Source organism: Candidatus Bathyarchaeota archaeon, assembly GCA_026014735.1.
Classification (GTDB): Archaea; Thermoproteota; Bathyarchaeia; order Bathyarchaeales; family Bathycorpusculaceae; genus Bathycorpusculum.
Map to the genome: position 1 here is coordinate 267275 of JAOZHT010000003.1, position 21769 is coordinate 289043.

Annotated in this window: 25 protein-coding genes, 1 tRNA gene and 1 pseudogene; 12 read left to right on the plus strand and 15 right to left on the minus strand. The window is 49.7% G+C overall.

The features are described from left to right. Window positions 1-133: 133 nt before the first annotated feature. Window positions 134-346 carry a DUF5678 domain-containing protein gene (locus NWE93_11675; protein MCW4000888.1) on the minus strand — a complete coding sequence of 71 codons (213 nt, stop codon included), beginning with the start codon at window positions 344-346 and terminating at the stop codon, window positions 134-136. A gap of 237 nt (window positions 347-583) precedes the next feature. Between NWE93_11675 and NWE93_11680 the strand changes: the two genes are divergently transcribed. Then, complete coding sequence (locus NWE93_11680; protein ID MCW4000889.1) at window positions 584-853, plus strand: hypothetical protein; 270 nt, start codon at window positions 584-586, stop codon at window positions 851-853. Here NWE93_11680 and NWE93_11685 read toward each other — a convergent pair whose 3' ends face one another. Beyond that, window positions 854-1771 (minus strand): hypothetical protein, encoded by a 918-nt coding sequence (locus tag NWE93_11685; GenBank protein ID MCW4000890.1) that lies wholly within the window; start codon window positions 1769-1771, stop codon window positions 854-856. Window positions 1772-1938: 167 nt separating this feature from the next. Beyond that, window positions 1939-2508, minus strand: coding sequence for an AbiV family abortive infection protein (locus tag NWE93_11690; protein ID MCW4000891.1), 570 nt, complete (start codon window positions 2506-2508; stop codon window positions 1939-1941). 280 nt (window positions 2509-2788) lie between these two features. Here NWE93_11690 and NWE93_11695 point away from each other — a divergent pair, with 280 nt between their 5' ends. Beyond that, window positions 2789-3442, plus strand: coding sequence for a hypothetical protein (locus NWE93_11695; GenBank protein MCW4000892.1), 654 nt, complete (start codon window positions 2789-2791; stop codon window positions 3440-3442). 573 nt (window positions 3443-4015) lie between these two features. Here NWE93_11695 and NWE93_11700 read toward each other — a convergent pair. The 5 genes from NWE93_11700 to NWE93_11720 all read right to left on the minus strand — a co-directional run bounded on the left by NWE93_11700 (window position 4016) and on the right by NWE93_11720 (window position 7460). Further along, the gene (locus NWE93_11700; GenBank protein MCW4000893.1) at window positions 4016-4282 is read right to left on the minus strand and encodes a hypothetical protein; all 267 of its coding nucleotides are present in this window, start codon (window positions 4280-4282) and stop codon (window positions 4016-4018) included. A gap of 175 nt (window positions 4283-4457) precedes the next feature. Beyond that, window positions 4458-4817, minus strand: coding sequence for a hypothetical protein (locus NWE93_11705; GenBank protein ID MCW4000894.1), 360 nt, complete (start codon window positions 4815-4817; stop codon window positions 4458-4460). Window positions 4818-4869: 52 nt separating this feature from the next. After that, the gene (locus NWE93_11710; GenBank protein MCW4000895.1) at window positions 4870-5127 is read right to left on the minus strand and encodes a winged helix-turn-helix domain-containing protein; all 258 of its coding nucleotides are present in this window, start codon (window positions 5125-5127) and stop codon (window positions 4870-4872) included. 67 nt (window positions 5128-5194) lie between these two features. Beyond that, on the minus strand, window positions 5195-6565 hold the full coding sequence (locus NWE93_11715; protein ID MCW4000896.1) for a B12-binding domain-containing radical SAM protein: 1371 nt from the start codon (window positions 6563-6565) through the stop codon (window positions 5195-5197). A gap of 97 nt (window positions 6566-6662) precedes the next feature. Beyond that, window positions 6663-7460: an ECF transporter S component gene (locus NWE93_11720; protein MCW4000897.1), complete on the minus strand. Its 798-nt coding sequence runs from the start codon at window positions 7458-7460 to the stop codon at window positions 6663-6665. Between the two features lie 156 nt (window positions 7461-7616). On the opposite strand from NWE93_11720, the gene NWE93_11725 reads away from it, so the two are divergent. From NWE93_11725 to NWE93_11735, 3 genes are all read left to right on the plus strand, one after another. Then, window positions 7617-9170 (plus strand): dihydropteroate synthase-like protein, encoded by a 1554-nt coding sequence (locus NWE93_11725; GenBank protein ID MCW4000898.1) that lies wholly within the window; start codon window positions 7617-7619, stop codon window positions 9168-9170. A gap of 428 nt (window positions 9171-9598) precedes the next feature. Beyond that, window positions 9599-10516, plus strand: a complete 918-nt coding sequence (locus tag NWE93_11730; GenBank protein ID MCW4000899.1) for a dihydroorotate dehydrogenase — start codon at window positions 9599-9601, stop codon at window positions 10514-10516. Further along, the gene (locus tag NWE93_11735; GenBank protein ID MCW4000900.1) at window positions 10500-11309 is read left to right on the plus strand and encodes a dihydroorotate dehydrogenase electron transfer subunit; all 810 of its coding nucleotides are present in this window, start codon (window positions 10500-10502) and stop codon (window positions 11307-11309) included. Before NWE93_11730 ends, NWE93_11735 begins: the two co-directional genes overlap by 17 nt. 315 nt (window positions 11310-11624) lie before the next feature. Here the strand turns inward: NWE93_11735 and NWE93_11740 are convergent, their stop codons facing one another. The 5 genes from NWE93_11740 to NWE93_11760 form a co-directional block, all read right to left on the minus strand. Beyond that, on the minus strand, window positions 11625-12299 hold the full coding sequence (locus NWE93_11740) for a molybdopterin-dependent oxidoreductase (GenBank protein MCW4000901.1): 675 nt from the start codon (window positions 12297-12299) through the stop codon (window positions 11625-11627). 106 nt (window positions 12300-12405) lie between these two features. Then, window positions 12406-12819 carry a toprim domain-containing protein gene (locus tag NWE93_11745; protein ID MCW4000902.1) on the minus strand — a complete coding sequence of 138 codons (414 nt, stop codon included), beginning with the start codon at window positions 12817-12819 and terminating at the stop codon, window positions 12406-12408. A gap of 5 nt (window positions 12820-12824) precedes the next feature. Next, window positions 12825-13913 (minus strand): tyrosine--tRNA ligase, encoded by a 1089-nt coding sequence (locus tag NWE93_11750; GenBank protein MCW4000903.1) that lies wholly within the window; start codon window positions 13911-13913, stop codon window positions 12825-12827. A 96-nt stretch (window positions 13914-14009) separates the two neighbouring features. Further along, a complete protein-coding gene (locus tag NWE93_11755) occupies window positions 14010-14393 on the minus strand; it encodes a PIN domain-containing protein (protein ID MCW4000904.1) in 384 nt (127 codons plus the stop codon). Further along, a complete protein-coding gene (locus NWE93_11760) occupies window positions 14386-14616 on the minus strand; it encodes an AbrB/MazE/SpoVT family DNA-binding domain-containing protein (protein ID MCW4000905.1) in 231 nt (76 codons plus the stop codon). Before NWE93_11760 ends, NWE93_11755 begins: the two co-directional genes overlap by 8 nt. Window positions 14617-15028: 412 nt before the next feature. Here NWE93_11760 and NWE93_11765 point away from each other — a divergent pair, with 412 nt between their 5' ends. Continuing rightward, on the plus strand, window positions 15029-15592 hold the full coding sequence (locus tag NWE93_11765; GenBank protein MCW4000906.1) for a YdeI/OmpD-associated family protein: 564 nt from the start codon (window positions 15029-15031) through the stop codon (window positions 15590-15592). A gap of 6 nt (window positions 15593-15598) precedes the next feature. On the opposite strand, the gene NWE93_11770 is transcribed toward NWE93_11765, so the two are convergent. Further along, window positions 15599-15674: transfer RNA gene (locus tag NWE93_11770), tRNA-His, on the minus strand. Window positions 15675-15896: 222 nt separating this feature from the next. Here NWE93_11770 and NWE93_11775 point away from each other — a divergent pair. The 3 genes from NWE93_11775 to NWE93_11785 all read left to right on the plus strand — a co-directional run bounded on the left by NWE93_11775 (window position 15897) and on the right by NWE93_11785 (window position 18104). Then, window positions 15897-16157: a hypothetical protein gene (locus NWE93_11775; protein ID MCW4000907.1), complete on the plus strand. Its 261-nt coding sequence runs from the start codon at window positions 15897-15899 to the stop codon at window positions 16155-16157. Beyond that, complete coding sequence (locus NWE93_11780) at window positions 16154-16939, plus strand: hypothetical protein (GenBank protein ID MCW4000908.1); 786 nt, start codon at window positions 16154-16156, stop codon at window positions 16937-16939. The genes NWE93_11775 and NWE93_11780 overlap by 4 nt, the downstream gene beginning before the upstream one ends. 271 nt (window positions 16940-17210) lie before the next feature. Next, the gene (locus NWE93_11785) at window positions 17211-18104 is read left to right on the plus strand and encodes an AsnC family transcriptional regulator (protein MCW4000909.1); all 894 of its coding nucleotides are present in this window, start codon (window positions 17211-17213) and stop codon (window positions 18102-18104) included. Window positions 18105-18121: 17 nt separating this feature from the next. On the opposite strand, the gene NWE93_11790 is transcribed toward NWE93_11785, so the two are convergent. Beyond that, on the minus strand, window positions 18122-18862 hold the full coding sequence (locus NWE93_11790) for a DUF4097 family beta strand repeat-containing protein (protein ID MCW4000910.1): 741 nt from the start codon (window positions 18860-18862) through the stop codon (window positions 18122-18124). A gap of 168 nt (window positions 18863-19030) precedes the next feature. Between NWE93_11790 and NWE93_11795 the strand changes: the two genes are divergently transcribed. From NWE93_11795 to NWE93_11805, 3 genes and pseudogenes are all read left to right on the plus strand, one after another. Next, window positions 19031-19882: an ABC transporter ATP-binding protein gene (locus NWE93_11795; GenBank protein ID MCW4000911.1), complete on the plus strand. Its 852-nt coding sequence runs from the start codon at window positions 19031-19033 to the stop codon at window positions 19880-19882. 75 nt (window positions 19883-19957) lie between these two features. Beyond that, window positions 19958-21037 (plus strand): annotated as a pseudogene (locus tag NWE93_11800) (ABC transporter permease). Window positions 21038-21115: 78 nt separating this feature from the next. Then, window positions 21116-21742 (plus strand): helix-turn-helix domain-containing protein, encoded by a 627-nt coding sequence (locus tag NWE93_11805; protein MCW4000912.1) that lies wholly within the window; start codon window positions 21116-21118, stop codon window positions 21740-21742. The last annotated feature ends 27 nt before the right edge of the window (window positions 21743-21769 follow it).

Below are 21769 nucleotides of genomic sequence, written 5' to 3' on the forward strand. Positions count from 1 at the left end.
AGAAAAGGAATAAACTTTTTGCCTTTATTTAAGGGCCCGCTTCTGCTGCTCCTAAGGGAAAGCTAAGAGCTCGTGGGGCGGTAAATTGTTCCACCTTTAGTGGGTTCAGGAGTGTACTTGAAAATGTAGCGGTTCAAAAGATAAGCTCATCCGCCAACTGAATGTACTCGATCTCTATTTGGCTGGGTTTTAACTTGGGGTTTTTCTTAAGCGCCTTTTGGAGGGCTTCAGCAGAGTTTTGACCCGCAGCAACAATTTTGCCCTTGTAGATGGCAACATTTTTGCCCCTATATTTCTCATATTCCTCGGCGCTGATAGCTGGAGCTTTCACGGTGACCTCACCCATAAACAGTACACCTCACAGAAGAAATACTGCAGATAGGGGCTCTTAACTTTATTGCAAAAACAAAAAACGCAACAACCCGTCCCTGCAACAACAGAAACCAAAGCAGCTATCAAGCCAACTGCTGCTGCACCCACAGACCTACCCCCCTCTATAAATAGAAACCACACCCACACACAAAAAAACCAAAAACCCCCACACACGCCAAGAAACCGCCTGCCCTGCTGAGCACATGCTGAAATGGAACTGGTTTTCTATGGGCATCTGCCGCTGCTATGCATTGGAAAGGGCAGAACAGACGCCGATGAAGACGCACCTAAAGGGGCGGGTAGCCCGATTAGCCGAATGCCACAGACAACAAAAGGCGGGTTACAACCAACACACCAGCCAATTTATTGCCGTAATGAACAGAAAGGTAACTGGCTGGAAGAATGCCCAAAAAAGAAAAGTGCAGTTACGGGGCAGTCACCAATGAATAAATCCATTTACTTTTTTATTGGGCAAAACTAGTTAGTAACCAGTTAAAGAAATGTTATGTAATTCTTTTAGCATTTCATCTGTAATTACTTTGATATTGCAATCCCACAATCGAAGAAACCCTGAAAAGGGTCTGCTTCTATTGAAGTTTTTGAACCAAGCGTTAGCATAAACACCCCAGAACTCATTCTTTTCAGGCTTCACTTCCTCTGTGTTTTCTGGATAGTCCAAATCAATTTTGGGGGATAGAGAAAGCTCGGCTTTTATTGGAATTCTTTTTCTCTCAAGCAAAATAATGGGTCGTCCTGTCATGTAAGCACTCTTTGCCAAGATCATTAAGCCTCTGTCCTTTTGAAAGGTTAAGAATGGGGCATTTTGAAATGCCGACCCACGAATAGCTAATTTTGAATTTCCTAAATTAGATTTTAATCTGACACCTGTGGAAACTTCAACAGGTCTAACACCGCTCCATTTATGGCTTAATCGAAAGTTTTTACCCTGTTTTGTAATGTTAACCATTTCTAATGAGGAAGTCCTAATCACTGGATTAACACCTAGCAAAGACATGTGAGCACCCATTTGATAATAGGCTTCGATTCTTTGGGACTCTTCTTTATTTAGGCTTTCTTTTTTGTCGTTCTCCACAGCAATATTCCAGAAAGGTATATCACCTATCCAGACAATTCTTGCTCCACGATCTAAAAACTGTCTAACCAAACAATTTGCATCGGTGCTATCCATTATAGTATATGGCGCCTTATCCATAGCAAAGACAACAACGGGATTGATTACTTCTCCTTTCAAAGTAGAGACCATTAGGTCTTTCAGTTGAACTGCATTGACAATAGTAAAGCCTTTACCTGATAGGTAGTTAGCAATTTCTTTGGCAACAGATAGATTAACCCAACCTGACTCGAATAATTCATCATAATAGACAACTTTATGAATCATACCTGAAACCACTAACTTAATCTAATTATTTTTTGAAGCTTTTAGGCTTTAGGGTAGCTATAGCCCACCTGTACGCGGAAGTAATAGACATCGCACTCGGCATTTCTTAGAAAATGAAGCAAGAAATTTGGGATACCGAACAACTTCAATTCTTTAACGTTAAGAGTTCAAGTTTCGCCTTTTTGGGCAACCAGTTCATCAAGAGTTATTCCCTTTTCAGATGGATAAAGTGTTTCAAGCATATGCTCGATATACGTTATTAGGTGAACGAGTCGCTCTCTGTCAATTTTATGACCATTAATCCAATTGCCCTCTCTAAAATCAACAAACACACAATCTAACCGTGTTTGAGGGCTTGCTTCTGTAGTTGGTTCAGAATACGCTGGAAAACCATAGGGCATGTCACTCACATCTTCATCAAAACCTTCATTAATTATTCTTGCCCACGGACTAATTTTTGTCCAAGCCTTTTCAGTCTTAAACTCGTGATTTTTAAAAATCTTATTATTAACAGATATATTTCCAGAGTCACAGTTTTCAACAGCTTCTTTTAATGCAATTATTTTTCCAAACTCTTCAAGTCCAAATTGAACAAGAACATAGGCGTTCTGAAGACTTCCGTTACGCATTAGCGCCTTGGCATCATCTAGAAAAATAGCGATATTTCTTCTGCATAAATCTATTCCTTCCTGTACTTTTGCTGTTGGTATACTTGTGAACTCTTGCTTTCTTGTCAAGTCAACCCCCCTAGTTAACGAATACATATTTGCTTTTTATTTTTTCGTAAAGAAAAGATGAAGAATCTCCCAAAAGGCAAATAAACCTAAGCCGGTAGAAAATGATGCCACTACGGACGCTTAGAGAAAGTGGGAAGCGACAACCACAAGTGTTGCCGTCAACTTCCTTTTGTAAAGGGTATCTTTTTACGGGAAGGAAATTTTATAAAATAAACCTGTTCCTTTAGCGGAACACCCTGTTCTTTGAGGAGAGCTAAATGAAAGGTAAACAATTACTTTATTGAGCAAAATGAGAAGGCATACCTTTGCAGTGACTGCTACTTTAGCCTTGTTAGCTTTCTCCATAGCTTCAATTTCATTTGTCAGCGGTGAACAACCGCCTTTCAATTTTGTTACACCTTGGGTTTGGGAAAACCCGCCGAAGCTCATCGTAGAATCGCCGATTAATGAGACATATACCGAAAAAGTCTTACTGAATTTTACTGTCGAAGCACCTAATAATTGGTTTAATAACCAAAGTGAAAAGTGGAAAATCTTCAATTTATATAATACCGCAATAGAACAAAAACTAATATCAGTAACTTACATTCTGGATGGCTGTTCCACCACAATCCCCCTTGATAACAACCTCGGTTCACCCTTTAAGGGCTCAATCGAATTAGTCAATCTAACGGAAGGAACACACCAATTAATCATCTCTAGCAATGCTACAGGAGTTTATCGAAGCTTTCGTGGATTCTTTGCACAAACCCAGATTAACGACCCCAGTAGGACAATCGTCGATTTTGGTTTTATTCCAACACCGACTCCTTCACTCACAATTTCGTCTGATAGTCAACTGCCTCAAGTTTTCAATATAGGAATCGCTCTAGTGATAGTCAGTATGGTTATTGGTTCTCTATTGATTATTAGGCGGCATCGAAAAATCTGCTGATATTGGCTGATTTCTAAAACCTTATAGATGGAAGTAAAATAGGGATTTCGGAATTTATGATGAGTGAAAGCGGTAAATAATACTAAGCCCAAAGGCGGGTTACAACCAATACACCAGTTCAATCAGTAACCCGCCCCGTGAAATAGTCAATAAAACCCAAGAAGCACCAACAGCAATCGAAAACACGGTAAACTATCTTAAAGAAAGGCAAAACACCGAAGAAACAAGAATGCGAGCAAAAAACGCGCTTCTCGACATAGCAACAAATACAGACATTTGATTATCACGAAGTTTTACAAAACATCAATTCCCTAAAAAGAAAAGAGGCAATCGCAAAACTAAACGACATCCAGCAGTAAACTCACGCCAATCAAAGGTTGCCGCGCTGCGGTAGGTGAGGCATGAAGAATGCTCCCAAGGACCAATAAACTCATTCCTCCAAGAATCAGTAAAACTGTTACCATTATACCCCATGATGACAGCATTCTTCGAAGATTATAGTCAGTTGACATAACTTCTGATATGAATTCTTTGATGCTAAAACTTTTTTGCTTCAAAAACTCTAGCTTTGCATTAAGGAAAATGAGGAAGCTCAGTTGACAGAATGTTGCCTCCAAATAAATACAACAGCAAAAAGATAACCAAGGACGCTAACCCAATCGATGCGATTATCCATCCATTGTTTATTTCAGCAGTTGTCGTTGGGCCAAAATGAACACCGTTGGGATCATTGATTACAATTCCGTTTGTTCCAAGCCAAATGCTTGCCGCGCCAGTGGGAATAAGAATTACAGCTAACAGAACCAGCAAAATGCCAAGCGAACCGCTCTTGCGTACCATGACCAGACCTTTAGACTCTTCACAGATTTAAGCGTTTTAGACAATTGCTATCTCCGAAAAGCTGCGTTGTGTTCCGATTTCATTCTGTCAACGAACAAAGTTGGTGCCTCTTTGTAGATTCCAAATTTGTATTATTTAAAATATACATAAAATTTTTTGAGATGGACCTAAGCAATTATGGTCTGTCTGAGGCTGAATTCTCTCCATTTAATTCTGGCATCAGTTTTTCCTCAAGCGTGTTGAGTCGGTTTAGTCGTTTTTCCCATGTGCGGAAGAAGCGGTACTGGAAGCTCATCAGATAGATGCTGTAGACCAGCACGCCGGCTAGCACCGCGAGGAGGATGATGCCGCTGGCTGCGAAGGCGCGTTGCATGGTTATGTAGGCGACGGCGCCCAAAACAATCAGCATCAGGGCGGAGATGAGGATGCTTATGACTGCGCCGCGTTTGAAGCGGTTGGTCTCGCGTTCCACTTGATAGAGGAACTCATGCATGGTTCGCACGGGGTAGTCTTGTTGGGTTTCGTTGTCGGTCATTGTTTTCTCATCCTTTTCTGGTGTTATATAGGTGATTCACCAGTGGTGCAGGCTACAGCAGCGAAGGCAAGGCGTCGCGTAGGCTCAGATAGATTCTTCTGCCCTCCGCCGTCAACGCAACCTGCCCCTCCGCTGACTCATCCAAAAACCCCTTCTCCTTCAGATACAGCAGGTGCTTTAGGAAGTCATCGTAGGAGGCGTCGGTGGCTCTTCGCCAAACATGGGTGCGCAGCTGGTTTTTGGAGGCAAAGAAGAGGTACTCTAGGATTTCGAAGCGTATCTGCACTGAGCCTCTGCGTTTATCCGCCATCCACTCACCAAGGGGCTGCCTGCTAAACGCTACCTTGTGGCGCTGTGTCCCTAAAAATTTTGGGGTGCTAGCGCATGTGGCGGAAAGCAAAATCCGATACACGCTCAAAGGGCGTGCCCACCGCGGGGTAGGCTCGGCCAAGATAGCGCCTGCCATAGAACTGCAGCTGCGCCTTGGCTATGGCGAATTTGAGTTTGCCCTCGCTAAAGCCCCAGTCCACCAGCAGCTTATGCCGAATCAGCCGGTAGCTTCTGGGCTCCTCCCAATCCTCCACCGCCACGCCCCGCCCCGCCACACGCTCATACAGAGGCGTCCCCGGAATCGGGTAGGGTAAGGTGAAGGAAAGATAATCCAGCGGCAGCGAAGACGCGAACCGTAGCGTGTCAAGCACGGTTCGGTCGGTTTCGCCGGGGTACCCCACGATGAAAAACGCGCCCGTGCCGAGTCCCGCGGCTTTGGCTGTGTAAACTGCCTGCTTTGCCTGAGAGGTAGTGATGCGCTTATTCATCAACTCCAGCACATCATCGTTGCCTGATTCGATGCCAAAGAAAACGCGCACGCAGCCTGAGCGCTTCATCGCAGAGGCCACCTCCCGGTTCAGGGTGTCTACCCTTGAGAGGCACTCCCACCCCACATCCACGCCCCGACGATGCAGCTCCCCGCACACCGCCAGGAGGTGATCGCGGTTGAGGGTGAAGCAGTCGTCGGCAAACCAGACCCGCTTATACCCCAACGAGGCAATCTCCTCGACTTCGTCGACGATGTTGGCGGCGGAGCGGCTGCGGATGTCGGAGCCAAAGATGGGGCGGCTGCAGAAGTCGCAGTTAAAGGGGCAGCCCCGCGAGGTAATCATCGAGGTGGTGGTGTAGCCGAAGCGGCGTTGGTAGTAGCGTTTGTAGGCATCGTTGTCGAAGAGGCGCCTTGCGGGAAAAGGTAACGTGTTAAGGTCGGAGATGAAGAGTCGGGGCTCGGTGGCAACAACTGAGTCACCGACCCGGTAAACAAGGCCCTTCACGCCCAGAAGCGGTTTCCCCTCTGCAACCACATCCGCCAACTCAGGCAGCGTCTGCTCGCCCTCGCCCACCGCCACCACATCAAAAACGCCTAAGAAACCCTGCGGCGACCAGGACGGCAAAGGGCCTCCCACCACCAGAAGGCAGCTGCCTCCGAGGCGGCTTCGAATTTCAGCGGCGAGTTCAAGGGTGGTTTTCTTCATGGAGAACATGCAGTAGAAACCCACGATTTGCGGCGCTTCACCAGTAACCCGCGCCAGCGCCTCCTCGCGGCTCAGAAAGGTGCAGTCGACCAGCGACACCTCCACGCCGCGTTGGCGGAGAGCAGCGGCTATGTAGCCTAGGCCCAGGGGTGGGAAACGGAAGATGGATTTGTCGCGGGCGGGATGAAAATATGGATAAACCAAAACAACCTTAACTGCCAAAAAAGGATGCCTCAGAAGATGCTGAGAAACTACTCTTCTGATTACTTAAAAACGCTTGCGTTCTGGGGCGGCTGAAAACTAAAAGGGGGAGGGGGTGTTAGGCTGCTTGGATTTTGGGGGCTTCGCTGGTTAGGATGTTGTCTTTGCTCCAGAGCCAATTGGTTTTCTTAAGCACACTTAGCAGTGGAACAGCAACAAGCATCACAATCACCGCCTGAATTATCCTGACGGCGGGGTAGAGGAAGGGGCTGGCGATGAGTCCAACTTGGACGGCTTCAAGAGACATGCCGAAGACGCCGCTGTAAACGGGGGGCGTCACATACATGAGTGTGCCGAACATGTTGTCTGCTTCGTTGCCGATGAATCCCAATATGAAGAAGAAGGCGCTGCCGTAGGCAATGGACATTTTCTTTCCGAAAAACGCTAAGGGCAAAATTAACAGTATAGCGATGACTTTGTCAAAAAGCGTTGCGGCGGCCATGAACCAGTTATTGACTGCTAACCCGCCTAGAACGGTTTGCCCCGTGATTGGGCTGACGGGTGGAGTGAAGAGGAACGCAGTTACCATAACCGCAAAGGTTACCAGGGCATATTTCCATTTTTTGTAGAAAATCAAACCCACAATTAAGGCGTTAAACATTGGCGCAAGTATGAAGGGGGCACCGTAGGGGGACATGCCCGTTAAGGCCCAGGTTACGGAGGATCCTAAGAGGGCTGCTGCGGCGCCGAGGTAGGGGCCAAGGATTATGCCGAAAACTGATGCGATTAATGCTGCGAAGCCTATTTCTATTGTTCCGATGCCGGTGGGGATTCTTATCGGGGCGATTAAGGATAGTACGTAAAATAGGGCTGCGAATACCGCCATCAAGGCGACTTGTTGGGTTTTTATCTTCATTTCCCGGGGACTCCTGTATTTCTTTTCAACGTTATGTAAAATTTTACATAGCGTCACCATATAAAAGATTTACGATGTAAAATACTCCATAACAACCACTAACCTGCCCCACAAAAAACAAATACCCCCACCCAAAACAACACACAGGCAACAACCATGACCATCCTACTAATCACCGGAACCCTCGCCGAAGCAACCGTCAAACAATACGCCCAACAAAGCCAGACCCCCACAGAAGTCCTCGCCCTAAACGTACAAGTCGCAGCCTTCCTCACCCCCACCCTCATCGCCAAATCACTCCAAAAAACCAGCCTCCAAGGCATCACCGCCATCCTCACCCCCGGGCAAATCCTCGGCGACACCCAAACCATAACCGACGCCACCCACATCCCCGCCTACAAAGGCCCCCGCTACGCCGCCGACCTCCCAACCATCATGGACTGCATAGGCCAAATTGAACTCTCAACCACCCAACCCGCCGACGACCTCCTAAGAGAACGCCTACAACAGAATGCCCTCCAAGAGCTTGAACGCGTCGAGGCAAACCGCTCTGCCCTGCTGGCAAACCCCCGAAACCTCCTCGTGGGCGATGTGGCGGTCGGCAGGGATTTTCCGATGCGGGTTCTGGCGGAAATCGTGGATGCACCGCTGCTGGAGACGGCTGAGATTGCGCGGCTGGCAAAACGCTTCGTTGCCGGGGGCGCCAATATCATCGATGTGGGCATGGTGGCTGGGCAGTGCCTCCCAGCGGAAGCAAAACGCGCGGTCGCCGCCGTCAAAGCCGCCGTTGATGTGCCAGTAAGCATCGATAGCCTGAACCCTGTGGAAATCAAAGCCGCAGTTGAGGCAGGCGTAGATTTGATTTTAAGCGCCGACGCAGGCAACCTCAAAGCCATCGCACCCTACGCCCAGGACACCGCAGTCGTGGTTATTCCCACTAACCAGCGCCGAGGCATCTTCCCCACAACCCCCGCTGCCCGCGTGCACATGCTCGAGCGGCTCATAAAGCAGGCAAAGCAGCTTGGGTTTAAAAGAATCATCGGCGACCTAATCCTTGCACCCACAAACATCCTGGACTCCTACGTTGCCTTCCAGCAGTTCAGCGGCAGAAACCCCGATGTGCCCCTGCTGATCGGCATCGCAAACGTGGTGGAGCTCTTCGACGCGGACTCCGTGGGCCTCAACGCCCTGCTTGCGCGGCTGGCCAGCGAAGTGAACGTGGGGGTTTTGTTGGTTACTGAGGCTACTCCTAAAGCCAGGGGAAGCGTGGCTGAGGCGGCAGCGGCGTCGAAGATGATGTTTCTGGCTAAACAGCGCAGCTCGGTGCCCCGGGACCTCGGCGTAGACCTGCTTATCCTGAAAGAGAAAACCAACCCAGACACGGCCCCGCCAGTGGACATCTCAAAGGTGCCCCTCACCCAGAACCCCACGCCTGCAACGGTCACAGTTGACCCCTGCGGCGTTTTCCGGATTATGGTTGACCGCGACGGCGGCAGCGTTGTCGCACTGCATTATGCCTCGGTTGATGCGCCGGAGCCGTTGCATGTGGTTAGGGGCGCGGATGGGGCGGTGGTGCTGGCTGAGTTGCTGCGGAGGGGGTGGGTTTCGCGGCTGGAGCATGCGGGGTATTTGGGTTTGGAGTTGGCTAAGGCTGAGGTTGCGCTTCGGGTTGGCCGGGGGTACGTTCAGGACGCGGCTTTATTCAAATAACGCATGCCGCAATTTTTTACATGTAAATGTATAATTTGCAGCCAATGCATGCGCATGGAGAAAAACCAAATTTTACCGCCTGATTTTTAAGCTATTTTGATTATAGCGCCTTTTTTTGAGTCTTTTTGTCTGTCGGGGCAGGCGCCTTAGGTATTAGCAAATTTTAAATAATATTTGGGTTGATAAATTAATTTTGAGGTTAATAGCGTGCCTAAAGCAGCCAAAAAAACCGCGGCAAAGGGTAAAAAGAAGAAATAAAGCCTAAACAGGACGGCTTTCCCCTCACTTTTCTTTGGCCACCGCAAGGTATCACCCCACAAGAGGAATTGACATAAAAAACGCAAAGCCCGCATTGCTTTGGCATAAAACGTGGAACGAACCTTTATCTTCCAAGACGCAATAAACCTAGAATGAAGGGTGAAGATTATTTGGAAAGCAACCTGTTGAGCACAAGCCTCGCTGGACTGCAACTGCCCAACCCCACCATGCTGGCCTCAGGCATCATGGGCTACTCCGCTCAATCCATGAAGCGCATAGTAAAAGGTGGCGCAGGCGCAGTAGTCACAAAATCCGTCGGCGCACAGCCCAGATTCGGCTACAGCAACCCCACCATCGTGCAGGCAGAAGCAGGCTTAATCAACGCTATGGGTTTACCGAACCCAGGCATCGATGTTTTCAAAGAAGAAATCGAGTTCTCAAAAAAAGTGCTCCATGTCCCCCTCATAGTCAGCGTCTTCGGCTACTCCGCAGAGGAATACGCGGCGGTGGCAGCAAAAGCCACGAAGGCTGGTGCAGACGCAATCGAGCTAAACGTTTCTTGCCCGCATGTAAAGCAGACAGGCGCAGAAATCGGGCAGAGCCCCAAATTCCTCTCGGAGGTAGTGCAGCAGGTTAAAGCCGCCATAAATGTGCCCCTCATCGTTAAGCTCTCACCTAACGTCGCCGACATAACTGTGCTTGCGCAATCAGCCATCGAGGCGGGCGCGGACGCGTTAACGGCGGTTAACACCCTTAAAGCCATCGCTATAGACGCAGAAACCACCCTGCCTATCCTAAGCAACGTAAAAGGCGGGTTATCTGGGGCTGCCATGAAACCGGTTGCGCTGCGCTGTGTCTATGATATCGCTGAGCAATTTCAGGTGCCTATCATCGGCTGCGGCGGCGTCATGAACTGGCGGGATGCAGTGGAGTTCTTTTTAGCTGGGGCGTCGGCGGTGCAGATTGGCACGGCAGTGGCTGACGACATAGAAGTTTTCCAGCAGGTAAACAAGGGAGTTGAAACGTATTTGAGAAAGAAACATGCAAGGAGCGTAAAGGATATTGTCGGGCTTGCCCACCGCAAATAACACGATGCGCACAACCCAGATTGTGCAGATACGCACGGAAAGTCCCTCAGTGAAAACCTTCGTGCTGCCGGATAGGCTATGCTGCAAAGCTAAACCCGGGCAGTTTCTGATGCTCTGGATACCGGGCATAGATGAGATTCCGCTTAGCATAATGGATGCTTCTAACGGGTTAGTTTCGGTTTCTGTAAAAGCCGTCGGAGACGCCACACGTCACATGCATCAACTTGAGGCAGGCGCAACCGTGGGGGTTCGCGGACCCTTCGGCACCTGCTTTACGGAGAGCCGAGGCAAAGTGCTTCTGGTCGGCGGCGGAACAGGGACTGCGCCGTTGCTTTTCCTTGCTAAGCAGCTTGCAGCCAAAACCGAGCGGTTATCCTTTGTGGAGGGAGCCAAAACCAAAGACGAATTACTCTTTGTCCGCGAACTCGGCCGCGTCTGCCAAGAAAAGAACATCATAACAACCACCGAAGATGGCACCGCTGGTCTGCAGTGCCTTGTCACTCAGCCCCTCGCAGAACTCCTCAACAAGGAACACTTTGACATGATTTACACCTGCGGCCCCGAAGTGATGGTGAAGAAGATCTTTGAGTTAACTGAGGCGCGTAAGCTGCCTTTGGAAGCAAGTCTGGAGCGGCTGATGCGCTGCGGGATTGGCTTGTGCGGTAGCTGCGTTATCGGGAAGTATCGGGTTTGCCGTGATGGCCCCGTGTTTACGGCGGCGCAGCTTCGCGAGGTGAGCGGGGAACTTGGGATTTCAAAGATGGGCTTTGACGGCTCACGCATCCCGGTTTAGCGTCCGCCAATTCGGCACTTTTTGGTCTGCTACAGATGACGCTGCGTGGATCTCGGCTTATGGAAGGCACTGGGGTAGCTGAACTATATGCGGCAGTCTACCTGTCAGTACATCAGAAAATCTGGCGTTAACTGTTTTTTCTATAGTTGTTGTTGTGGGGGACCCCTCTTTACACAACAACAACCCGCGGCTTGAGCAAAACAACGCCTTTTGGCAGCAGGCGTTTTGACGCATTGCAGACTGGTTGTGCAATCTGCCACAAGCAGAACAGACGAAAATTTGGTGCGGGTAATGGGGAGATGTTGGCAGAGGAGTTTAGCGGAGGGTGGCGTTGTTGGGGTAGCCGCGGCTTTCCCAGTAGCCCAGATAGTTGGGGTTGTCGGTTACTTCGATTGTGGTTACCCACTTTATCCACTTATACCCGTATTGGCTCTCGGCGACAAGCTGGAAGGGATAGCCCCGCTCCGGCGGCAGCACCAACCCATTCATCTTGTAGGCGATTAAGATATTGTGGCTTGTCAAGTAATCCAGGGGCAACTCGGTGGAGTAGCCGTCGTATGCATAAAAGATGACGCCTACCGCATCCGATTTAACGCCGGCATCCCTGAGCAGGTCATTTACCAAAAAGCCCTCCCACAGAATCGTAACTGACCAGCCCTCCACACAATGCAGGGTGGTGGCTTTCTGGTAGCTCTTGAATTTAGATAAAATCTCCTCGTAGCTGTACTCGAGGGTCTGATTCACCAGCCCAGTTATCTTTAGGCGATAGGTGGATTCGTTAACATACTGGGGACCTTTAATGGAGTTTTCTCTGAAGTCAGCGATGGAGGAGAGGTCTGCTCCCTGGTACTCCCGGATTTCCTCAGGATAGAGCTTGGGGGGCTGATTGTTCTGGGAGTTGAAGGCAGCGATGCCCACGATGACTAAAAACATTATGACTAAAGAAGCCGCGATAATCTGCACAACACGCTTCCGATTTTTTATCTCCATTATTCCTCAAAAACGGAAGGGGAAAAGCTGGTTTTAAATATGCCTATAAATAAACGAAGGAAACACCTGAAAACGCTTGAGCAGGAAATACCAAATGCCATTAAAGTTAGAGGGCGGCCTTCTGCTGTGCCGTAGCTAAATACCCCGGTAAACTCTCGATGCACTGCACATCCCGCCCTACAAGCCCATGCAGCTCCCGCCAAAAACGAACATTCACTTTCACGTGGGCACGCTCCAAATCCTGCTGCAGCCGCTTTGTGGCTTCTCTGCCTCGCCGATCATAATCCATAAGCAAAACAACCTCGCCGACGCCAAGCGCCTCAATCTCCCCGGCTGCCTCAAGAAAAGATTTGCCTCCGGTTTTGAGGGTGAGGATTGCGCCGTTGATGCCGAGTTCGGCGAGGGCGTGGGCGTCCTTTTTGCCCTCCACCACTATGGGTTTGCCCTTGGCGGCTTCCGAGGCGAGTTTAGCTATGAGCTCATGGATTTTTTCTAAGCGGTCCTTTAGGTGCGTGGACAAGGCAGCTACCTTGTGATTTTGGCTTGCCGCACCGTCTCAAGGCAGTCTTTGGCTTCCATGTTGTTGGCGAAGTAGCGGCGCACAGGCTCTAGTATGTTGCCGAGTTCGGCGGCGACGCCGTTTTTAAGGTCCATCGGATGCAGTTTGCCCTCAAGGTAGGCTGCTTCAAGCTGACCGAAGCCTTCGAAGCTGATGTTTCCGCCGAATTTGGAGGGGCGCTCGATGGTGAAAACCTCTTTTTCACGGTAGATAATGTAGCGGCAGATGTCCATAATGGGGTTATGCTTAACGGTGCGTTCGGGACAGAAGGCTTTGGACATTTTCTTTTTTATTTCCTCAGGGGTATCGTAGATGAAGATGCAGGTGTCTGGTTTGCTTTTAGACATCTTGGCGGAGGCTATGGCTTCTCGTTCCTGCCCCTCGGGAATCGGCCAAACAGCGGGTTTAGCTAAGCCCTGCAGAAGGTGATGATGAACAGAAACGGGTTTCCAGTAACCGATTTTCTCGCCGATTTCCCGCGCAACCATATTGGCTTTACGTTGATCCAAGCCAAGCTGGCAGATTTTCACGTTTAACTGGTAGATGTCGGCGACCTGCATGGGCGTGTAGAGGTAGTCAGAGACGTAGTGGGCTTCGCCTTCCTTGCGCCCCGCAATCTCCAGGGTGCGGGTGGTGCGGGCGATGGTGAGTTCCTTGGCGATCCGCACGGTTTTGGCCCAGTAATCGATGTCCTTGTAGAGTTCATCACTATAGATGAATTCGACTTTGTCGCCGGGGACGCCCAGCGCTAACCAGCTGTGGCGGAACAGTTCTGCGGCTTTGCGGATGAGTTCCCGGTCGCCGCCAAGCTTGTTGTTTAGCCAAGCATGCCAAGTAGCCAGAAAAGCCTTGAAATGCACGCCTGCCTCTGCGAAATCCTTCATTTTGTAAGCGCAGATAACACCTGTGCCCAGATGCGCCAGACCCGAGGGTTCCCAGCCGTTGTAGGCGATGGGGTGCTCCTCGGCTTCCAGTAGGGCTCGGAGGTCTTCGGGGGTTACGACTTCCTCGGTGGGAGGTCTGCAAATTAGCTCAATTTTTCGTTCAATATCCACATGCTTCAGCTCTGTCTCTTGATAGCTTAGTGTTATTGGTGATTTAAGAATTCGCTCGGATATTAAAACTAATTCGAGACTCAACGGCGCGGTGCATCAGAGCCATTGCGTTTTGATTTCTTTTATCTGCTGAAAATGGGGGTCATCTGAAATGCAGACCGCCTTTAGAACAAACGCTGTTGCAGCAATCATGCTGTCTCCCATCGGTAGGTCGTATTTGTGTCTAAATTCAGCTGAAACTTGGGCGATTTGATCGTCAACGGGTATCAATTCAAAGTCCCGCTTTACGTATTCGATTTTGAGTTTGGCGATTTCTCGTCCTTCATTAGCTAAAGTGAGTTTATAGAGTTCATGTATAACCACAGTTGAAACATATTTTTCGTTTCGGTTTTTTTCTGTTTGAATTTTCTTCTTCAACGCCTCATTGCGTGAGTTATATAATGTGTCAAAGAATCGTGTGTCATATACTGCTTTATTCATCTTCATGCCTGAGTTTGTCTAGTTGTTTGTTTAATTCTTCGGCGGTTACGTAGTCTGCGTATGCACCTATCATGTCCCATATTGACTTTTTAGGCTTCAAAAGTATGCCATCTTCAGTGTCAAGTACTGCCAGCTTGGTGCCTTTTTCTATTTTGTACTTTTTTCTCAGGCTAATGGGGATAGTTGTCTGGCCTTTCTCTGTCACTGTCACTTCGCTTTCCAACTCGAAACTCGCCTTACTTAGCATTAATTCTTACTTTCTTAAAAATCTTACATTAAGGAAGGCGAACTTGAACAAAATTTTTTCGCGGGCGTTTGTCTCCCAGCGTAACCTAACACTTCACCTCACAGCTGAGCGTCGCTTTAAGCTTGGTGAAGCTCTCTCGGCGTGGGAAGTTATGCCCGGCCCACCGTGTCCCTTGTTTGGGTGAACCCTTCGTCACCGCTATGCAAGCGTATAAGCTTGCAACTCTGTTGGGTCCGTCGTCAAGGGTGGATTTAACCAGTGGGAGAATGTAATAAAATTAAACTGGAAAGTTAAGTATTCCTATCCAAAACCGACTGATTAGCTTGGAGGGAGCAGAAAGGTCAGCAATTATTTAATTAGGCAAAACCGCGAATTCAACACGATAAACATGAACATCGGCAAAACCGTCTACTTTCCAGACAGACAGAAATGGCGTGATTGGCTAAAAGAGAACTATGCTAAAGAAAAGGAAATCTGGCTGGTTTTCCCCAAAAAAGCAAGCGGCCAACCCCGCATCCTCTACAACGACGCAGTTGAGGAAGCGCTCTGTTTTGGCTGGATAGACAGCACCGCCAAACGCATCGACGAGGTCAGTTATGCCCAGCGTTTTTCGCCAAGAAACCCCAAAACGCCCTATTCAGAATCAAACAAGCAGCGGCTACGTAAACTTGTCAAAGAAGGCAAAGTGCTTCCCTCCATAGAAGCCTCGATGCGAGAAATCCTCGCGGAAGAGTTTGCTGTGCCGCAGGATATTTTGGAAGCCATCAAAAGCAACCAAGCGGCATGGATTAATTTCGAAAATTTCTCCCTCGAATACAAGCGAATCCGCATCGGCTACATCCAAGCAGCAAGAAACCGCCCTGACGAATTTAAGAAGCGGCTAAACAATTTCATAAAGCAGACAGCGAAAAACAAGCAGCTCGGCTTCGGAGGCATCGAAAAGCACTATTAACAGGGATGGGGCCGGGGCAGGGATTTGAACCCTGGCGAAAGGCTCCACAGGCCTCTATGCTGCCAAGCTACATCACCCCGGCCGCGTTTTTTTTAGCCTGCTTTGCCAAGTTTGACAGCTTCTTTTAAGAATTGACAGACTCGATAATAAATGTGCCTCTGAATGAACCGCCGATTATGCACCTGTCAATCGGCAGGGTGGCTTTGGGGCCTGAATTGTATGTGCGTGCAACGTTTCAGCATTAACTGGCTCCGCAGACAAGCGTTAAATATTAAGTATCGATACAGATGCGATTGGAGATTTTATGAGCGACAAAGGATACGATGAACAGAGAAAACAGGAAAAATTAGTCACAAAACAGCTGGCGCTAAGCGACCTGCGTGAATGGAAAAACAAGCTTCCTAAAGACAAACTCACCCAGCCCGCCATAGTTGTGGGAACCAAAACCTTCACCCCCCAAGAAATCGAGAAAGAAGTCGAAGAGGACACCGAATACGGCCAAGCCTTCGCTAAGATACTGGCAAAATCCAAACTTGAATTGACCAAAGGAGGCAAAAACCAATGATCAATGTAGCGGACAACTCAAAGCTGCTGCTTGACAAGCTCTCCTACGCCAACTTGATTAAGAAGTGGCGCCTGACAACCTCCAAAAAACTCGTCATCATCCGACCTAACGTGCCAGGCGACAACTACACCGCCATGTTCTCCTATAACGCCGCGGGGCTCGTGAAGGCAAAAGCAGTCAGTGAAGGCTGGACCGTAACGGATCTACAGGCAAACAGCGCCAGCCGCGCCAACATCGAGGCAACCATAAACAGCGTCAAACCCGACTTCATCATCCACTACGACCACGGCAGCTCCTACACGCTTTACGGCCAAAACAACAACAGCATCACAGCGGCCATTGACTCAGCTAACGTGGATTTGCTTGCCCAACGAGCAGTAAGCACGGTATCCTGTGAAAGCGCAATCGGGCTTGGCCCCCTCGCTGTAAGCTCCGCTGAAACCAAAGCGTACCTTGGCTATGATGAGTTGCATTGGGTGCATTTGTGGTACCTGGATAAGTTCATGGAAGCCTCCAACGCCGCCAACTATGCGTTGCTTGAAGGCAAAACATACCAGCAAGCCTACGACCTTGCCATCCAGAAATACACCGAAAAATACAATGAGCTAGCAGCAGTTGACGCCACCGCAGCCGGATTGATGCTGCATGACCGCGATCACCTGCAGCTGCTAGGCAACGCCAGCGCCAAGGCCTCCGGGATCATCATATCCACGATAACAACCGCCGCGGCGATACCGAAAATTCAGCCAGCGGTGAATATTCCGATCCGCAAAATAGGTTAAAGCCGCGTAGAGTACGGCTGATCTATTTTCTTTTTTTTGGTTAGCGCTTTCTATATGCTTGGGGGTTAACACGCGGCAAATTGTTTGGCCATCCTTAGAATCTGACGATGCTGCCCTTTTTTCAGATGTCATTTGGGCAACCAGCCTCTCAACTGTAAACTGGGTTATCGCTGTTTTAGTTGCCAGCTCCGTCTTTATCGGCGACGAAGTACGCAAGGCAATATGGCAAAAGTTAAAGCCTCACCCATCAATGGTACAGTAAGGGGTAATCTTGGATAAAACCGACCTAATCCTGTGTCAGCTGCTGCTGTATAACTCCCGGATTTCTTACCGTGAACTGGCAGAGAAACTCGGTTTATCCGTGACCGCCGTGCATAACCGCATCCAAGCCCTCATCGACCAAAGAGTAATCCGCAAATTCACCGCGGGACTAAGCATCCTAGCCCAGAACGCCATCCACATTTTCATCTATGGCGCCAGCAAAACCACCTCATTTCCCGGCCTCAAAGGCAAACTTGAGAAGCACGGCTCCATCTACTGGATGGCTGTTGCAGGCGGAAACATACTCTATGTGGGGGCTTATCTTAGAAACATCTCGGAGCTGGATGGGCTGGTGAGGTTTATTCGAGAAAACGCTGAGGTGCCTGAACCCACAGTCGCCATTACGGGTTCACCGATACCAGCGGGGGTTGATAGCCTTAAGCTGCAGACTAAACTCTGCGAGTTAGACTACAAGATCATAGGCTCCATGAAGGATAACTCGAGAAAACCCATCGCGGATATAGCCAAGGACACGGGGGTTTCAGCTAAAACCGTTCGCCGCAGACTCAACTACATGCGCAGGAACTTTCTAATCCAGCTATCCATTGAGTGGTTCCCCGACGAATCAAACGATATCATCAGCATATTCCATGTCCGCTTCAAAGACGACGCCAACCCCAACGCAGCCAACCTCATTCTGCAGAAATATTATCCCAACACGCTCTTCTACTGGAGCTTCACCAACCTCCCCTGCAGCTACGTGTTTATGGTTTGGACCCCGACCAGCAAGGAACTGCGGGAAATCCGCGAGAGCTTCGAGGCTGAACCCCAAATCCAATCTGTCTCGCCTAACGTCATCTATACAGGCTACATAATTCCAAGCTGGCGGGACACAATCCCCTAACCCGAAAAAGGCACCTGCTATGGAGTGTAGTATTGCAGTTTTATGGTGCCGGTTCCGGTTGCAAGCGAAAGGTTAAGGGTGCCTTCCCCCGCTGCGGTGGCGCCCTGCAGCCGCGTTGCACTCTGAACGGATGTATCCAGCGTGATGCCTTGGTAGTCGATTGCTCCGGTTCCCACGCTCGCAGTAACGTTGAACAGGGTGCCTTGGGCTAAACTGATTTTGATGTTGCCGGTCATGCTGGTGGCACCAATTTCTGAGGCGGCGCCGCCGTCGATTAATGTGATGTCCCCGTTTAGGGTGGATACGGCGACTTTGGATTCGTTAAGCTGGGGCTTGGTTATGTTCCCATTTACGGTTACAAGGGTCAGGTTGTACTGGCTAGTAGTGGGCAGCTTGAGTGTGAGGTCGGCGGCGTAGTATGTTGAGGTGGTGTCGCCTAGGTTTTTGGCGCTTGTTGTGAGGGTGGTTTGGTTTTGGCTTTTGGCTTCGTTGTTGCTGATTTTTACGCTGTCGAGGTGTCCGCTGGGCGCTTTGATAGTGTAGGTTACGGTGATTTGGCTGTCTGATGTAGGCTCGATGTCTATGTTTCCGTTGAAAGTGGAGGCTTCAATCACCACGTTCTGGTTAGCCATGTAGGAAACCGTGTCTTGCCTCTGCTCCAAGGTGGGGGGAATATAGAACACGCCTGATTCCAGCAGTATGATTCCTACGGTTAGGATGATTACGATTACTATGGCGACCTTCGCGGATGTCTGCATTATCTCACTCTTTGTTTGCCTTTGTCCACCGCATGGATTGCTTTAAAATTTTCCGCTGCAACCAACGAAAATGTGCCTGTCCAATTCCTTAACCACTCCATTAAAGAATAGGACATCGCAGGGTTCAATGGGGCTTTTTTCTCAATTAAACCCTAAACATGAAACTAAATGCCCAAACGTCCTCTTACGTTTGAGGTACGTAACTATGTTTCGTGGTTACTTAAATCCAAAATCAACCTTAACAGAAACCCGTCAAAAAAGGGAGAATCAAACATGAAGGAATCAGCCATAACAATAACCAACCTAACCAAGAAATTCGAGGATAAGACCGCACTCGAAAACTTAAACCTTGAAGTCCAAAAGGGCGAACTCTTTGGGCTACTGGGCCCCAACGGCGCAGGCAAAACCACCACCATCAGCATCATCTGCGGTCTCCTCAAACCGACAAGCGGAACCGCACAAATCCTCGGCTACGACATCCAAAAAGATACACAAAAAGTCAAAGAGCAAATCGGCGTCTGCATCCAAGAAACCGCCATCTACCCCTACCTTACCGGAAAAGAAAACCTTGAGCTTTTCGGCAACCTCTACGGCATGAACAAGAAGGCAATTAATGAAAGAAGCAAGATGCTGCTGGGCAAAGTCGGCTTGACTGAAGATGCAAAACGCGTCACTGCCAAATACAGCGGCGGCATGAAGCGGCGGCTTAGCTTGGCGCTGGCGCTTATCCATGACCCCCAAATCGCGTTCCTCGATGAACCAACCGTCGCCATGGACCCCCAGAGCCGCCATGCCGTATGGGACTTCATTAAAGCTCAAAAGCAGCAGGGTAAAACCATCATCTTAACCACCCACTACATGGAGGAAGCACAGGAACTCTGCGACCGCGTCGGCATCATTGACCACGGCAAACTCATCGCGCTGGGCACCCCCAAAGAACTCATCGCTAAAAACGGCGGGGGAAACCTCGAAGACGTCTTCATACAGTTAACGGGCAGAAACATGCGGGAGGAAATCTAAATGAACCTGCAACGAGTCGCAGCCCTAACCCGAAAGGAGCTTAAAAAAACCATCCGTGAACCCGCCGTGCTATTCATGATATTCCTCTTCCCAATCGTGTTCGTATTCGCGTTTGGGGCATCATTCGGGGGCTTTGGCGGCAACACAGCAGCCACCTACCAAGTAGGCGTCGTCAACCTAGACGGCACCGACGGACACGCACAGGCATTCATCGAAGGGTTAACCGCTACAGAAATTGTCAAGGTCAGCATATTCACTGATAATGCCACGGCGCAGGCAGATTTGGCGCAGGGCAAAATGCAGGCGCTAATAATCGTCCCTGAGAGCTTCGGCAGCAGCATTCAAAGCTATATCAACGCACCCTTGGATGCAAGCCAGTGGGTTAACAGCACAGTCGCACTTTACCTTGACAAGGGCTCACTGGTCGCCACACAGGCAGTGCCGCCCATCATCTCGCAGACATTGGCAGCCACAGTAAACCCAACCAAGCAGGCAGCAGTCAGCCCCATCCAGCTACAAACCGCCTCGCTGGTGGAGGTTAAGCAATCCTCCGCCCTTGACTTCATCGCCCCCGGCATGTTCACCTTCGCCTCCATCTTCCTCATCATGATGGTGGCGTAGAGCTTCACATCGGACCGAGAAAACGGCATGATGAAACGCATCCGCATCTCCCCGGTAACCCCCACTGAATTCATGACTGCGCAAGTCGGCGCCTACATGGTCATCGCCCTCATCCAAGCCGCATTGGTCTTCGCAATGACCTACGCCATGGGCTTCCAACCCGCCGTCGGAGCCCAAAGCTACCTCTTCGCCTTTGTGCTGGTGCTGGTGTTCAGCGTCTCCAACGTGGGCTTCGGCTTAATCACCGCAACCATCGCAAAATCCTCCGGCGCCGCCACGGGATTGAGCTTCCTCTTCGTGCTCCCCCAGCTGTTCCTAGGCACTTTCGTAGGCGCATCGCTGTCGGGCGCAGCGCAAACCGCAGGCAAACTGGTCCCAAGCTACTATGTCACCGACGCCCTCACATCTGTGTTCCTCCGCGGCGCAGCCATCTCAAGCGCAACGGTGCTACTGGACCTGGCAGTGGTGACAGCCTCATGCATCGCCATCCTGGCAGTGGGCATCGTGCTCTACGGCAAATACTACAAAATCTAAGCCCCCTCGCCCTCTTTCTTTTTTCTCTTTAAGCAACCGTAATTAGGCTGCAAACGCATCTTCTCCTCAGTGATTAGCTTGGTTGATGCCTGGCGGGAACCCTACCACATCGTAATCGAAGTCGAGAACAAAGAATGCCGCATGGTCGGCAAACTCGATGCCTTGGGCTTTAAACACCTCAAAGTCGTGGATGTACGTAGCAGCAGAGGCGGCTGCGTGCGGCACCTCATGGACCTCGGTGAGGAGCAAGCCAAAAAAGTCCCCAAGGAACTCGCCGCAAAAGGCCACGCGGAAGGCAAATCCGCGGTTTGGCTGGAAAGCGAAGGCTGCGGCGTCTGCAACACGATTTTGGCGCATGACGCTTTTTTGGTTTCGGGCAAAAGCATGCAGGACAGCATCATCAGCTACAGTTTCATGGTGCCAACCCATGAATCTTTTAGAGGCATAGTGGCTGACCTTGAAAAAGCCGGGCATAAAGTCACCGTGCGCAAAGTCGGCAAATTCGAGCAGCAAATTGACGTTTTAACGGAGAATCAGGAACGCATTTTTTGGCTGGCGCTTAAAAGCGGCTTTTTTGATTATCCCCGCAAAATCGGGATGGCGGAGTTGGCATCTAAGCTGGGCATCAGCGCCGCGACGCTTTCGGAGATTATGCGGCGAGGAACCCGGCGGCTTTTGGAGCATTATTTCCAGCGGGAGCTCTAAGCTGCCTTTAAGGAGAAAAAAAGAAAT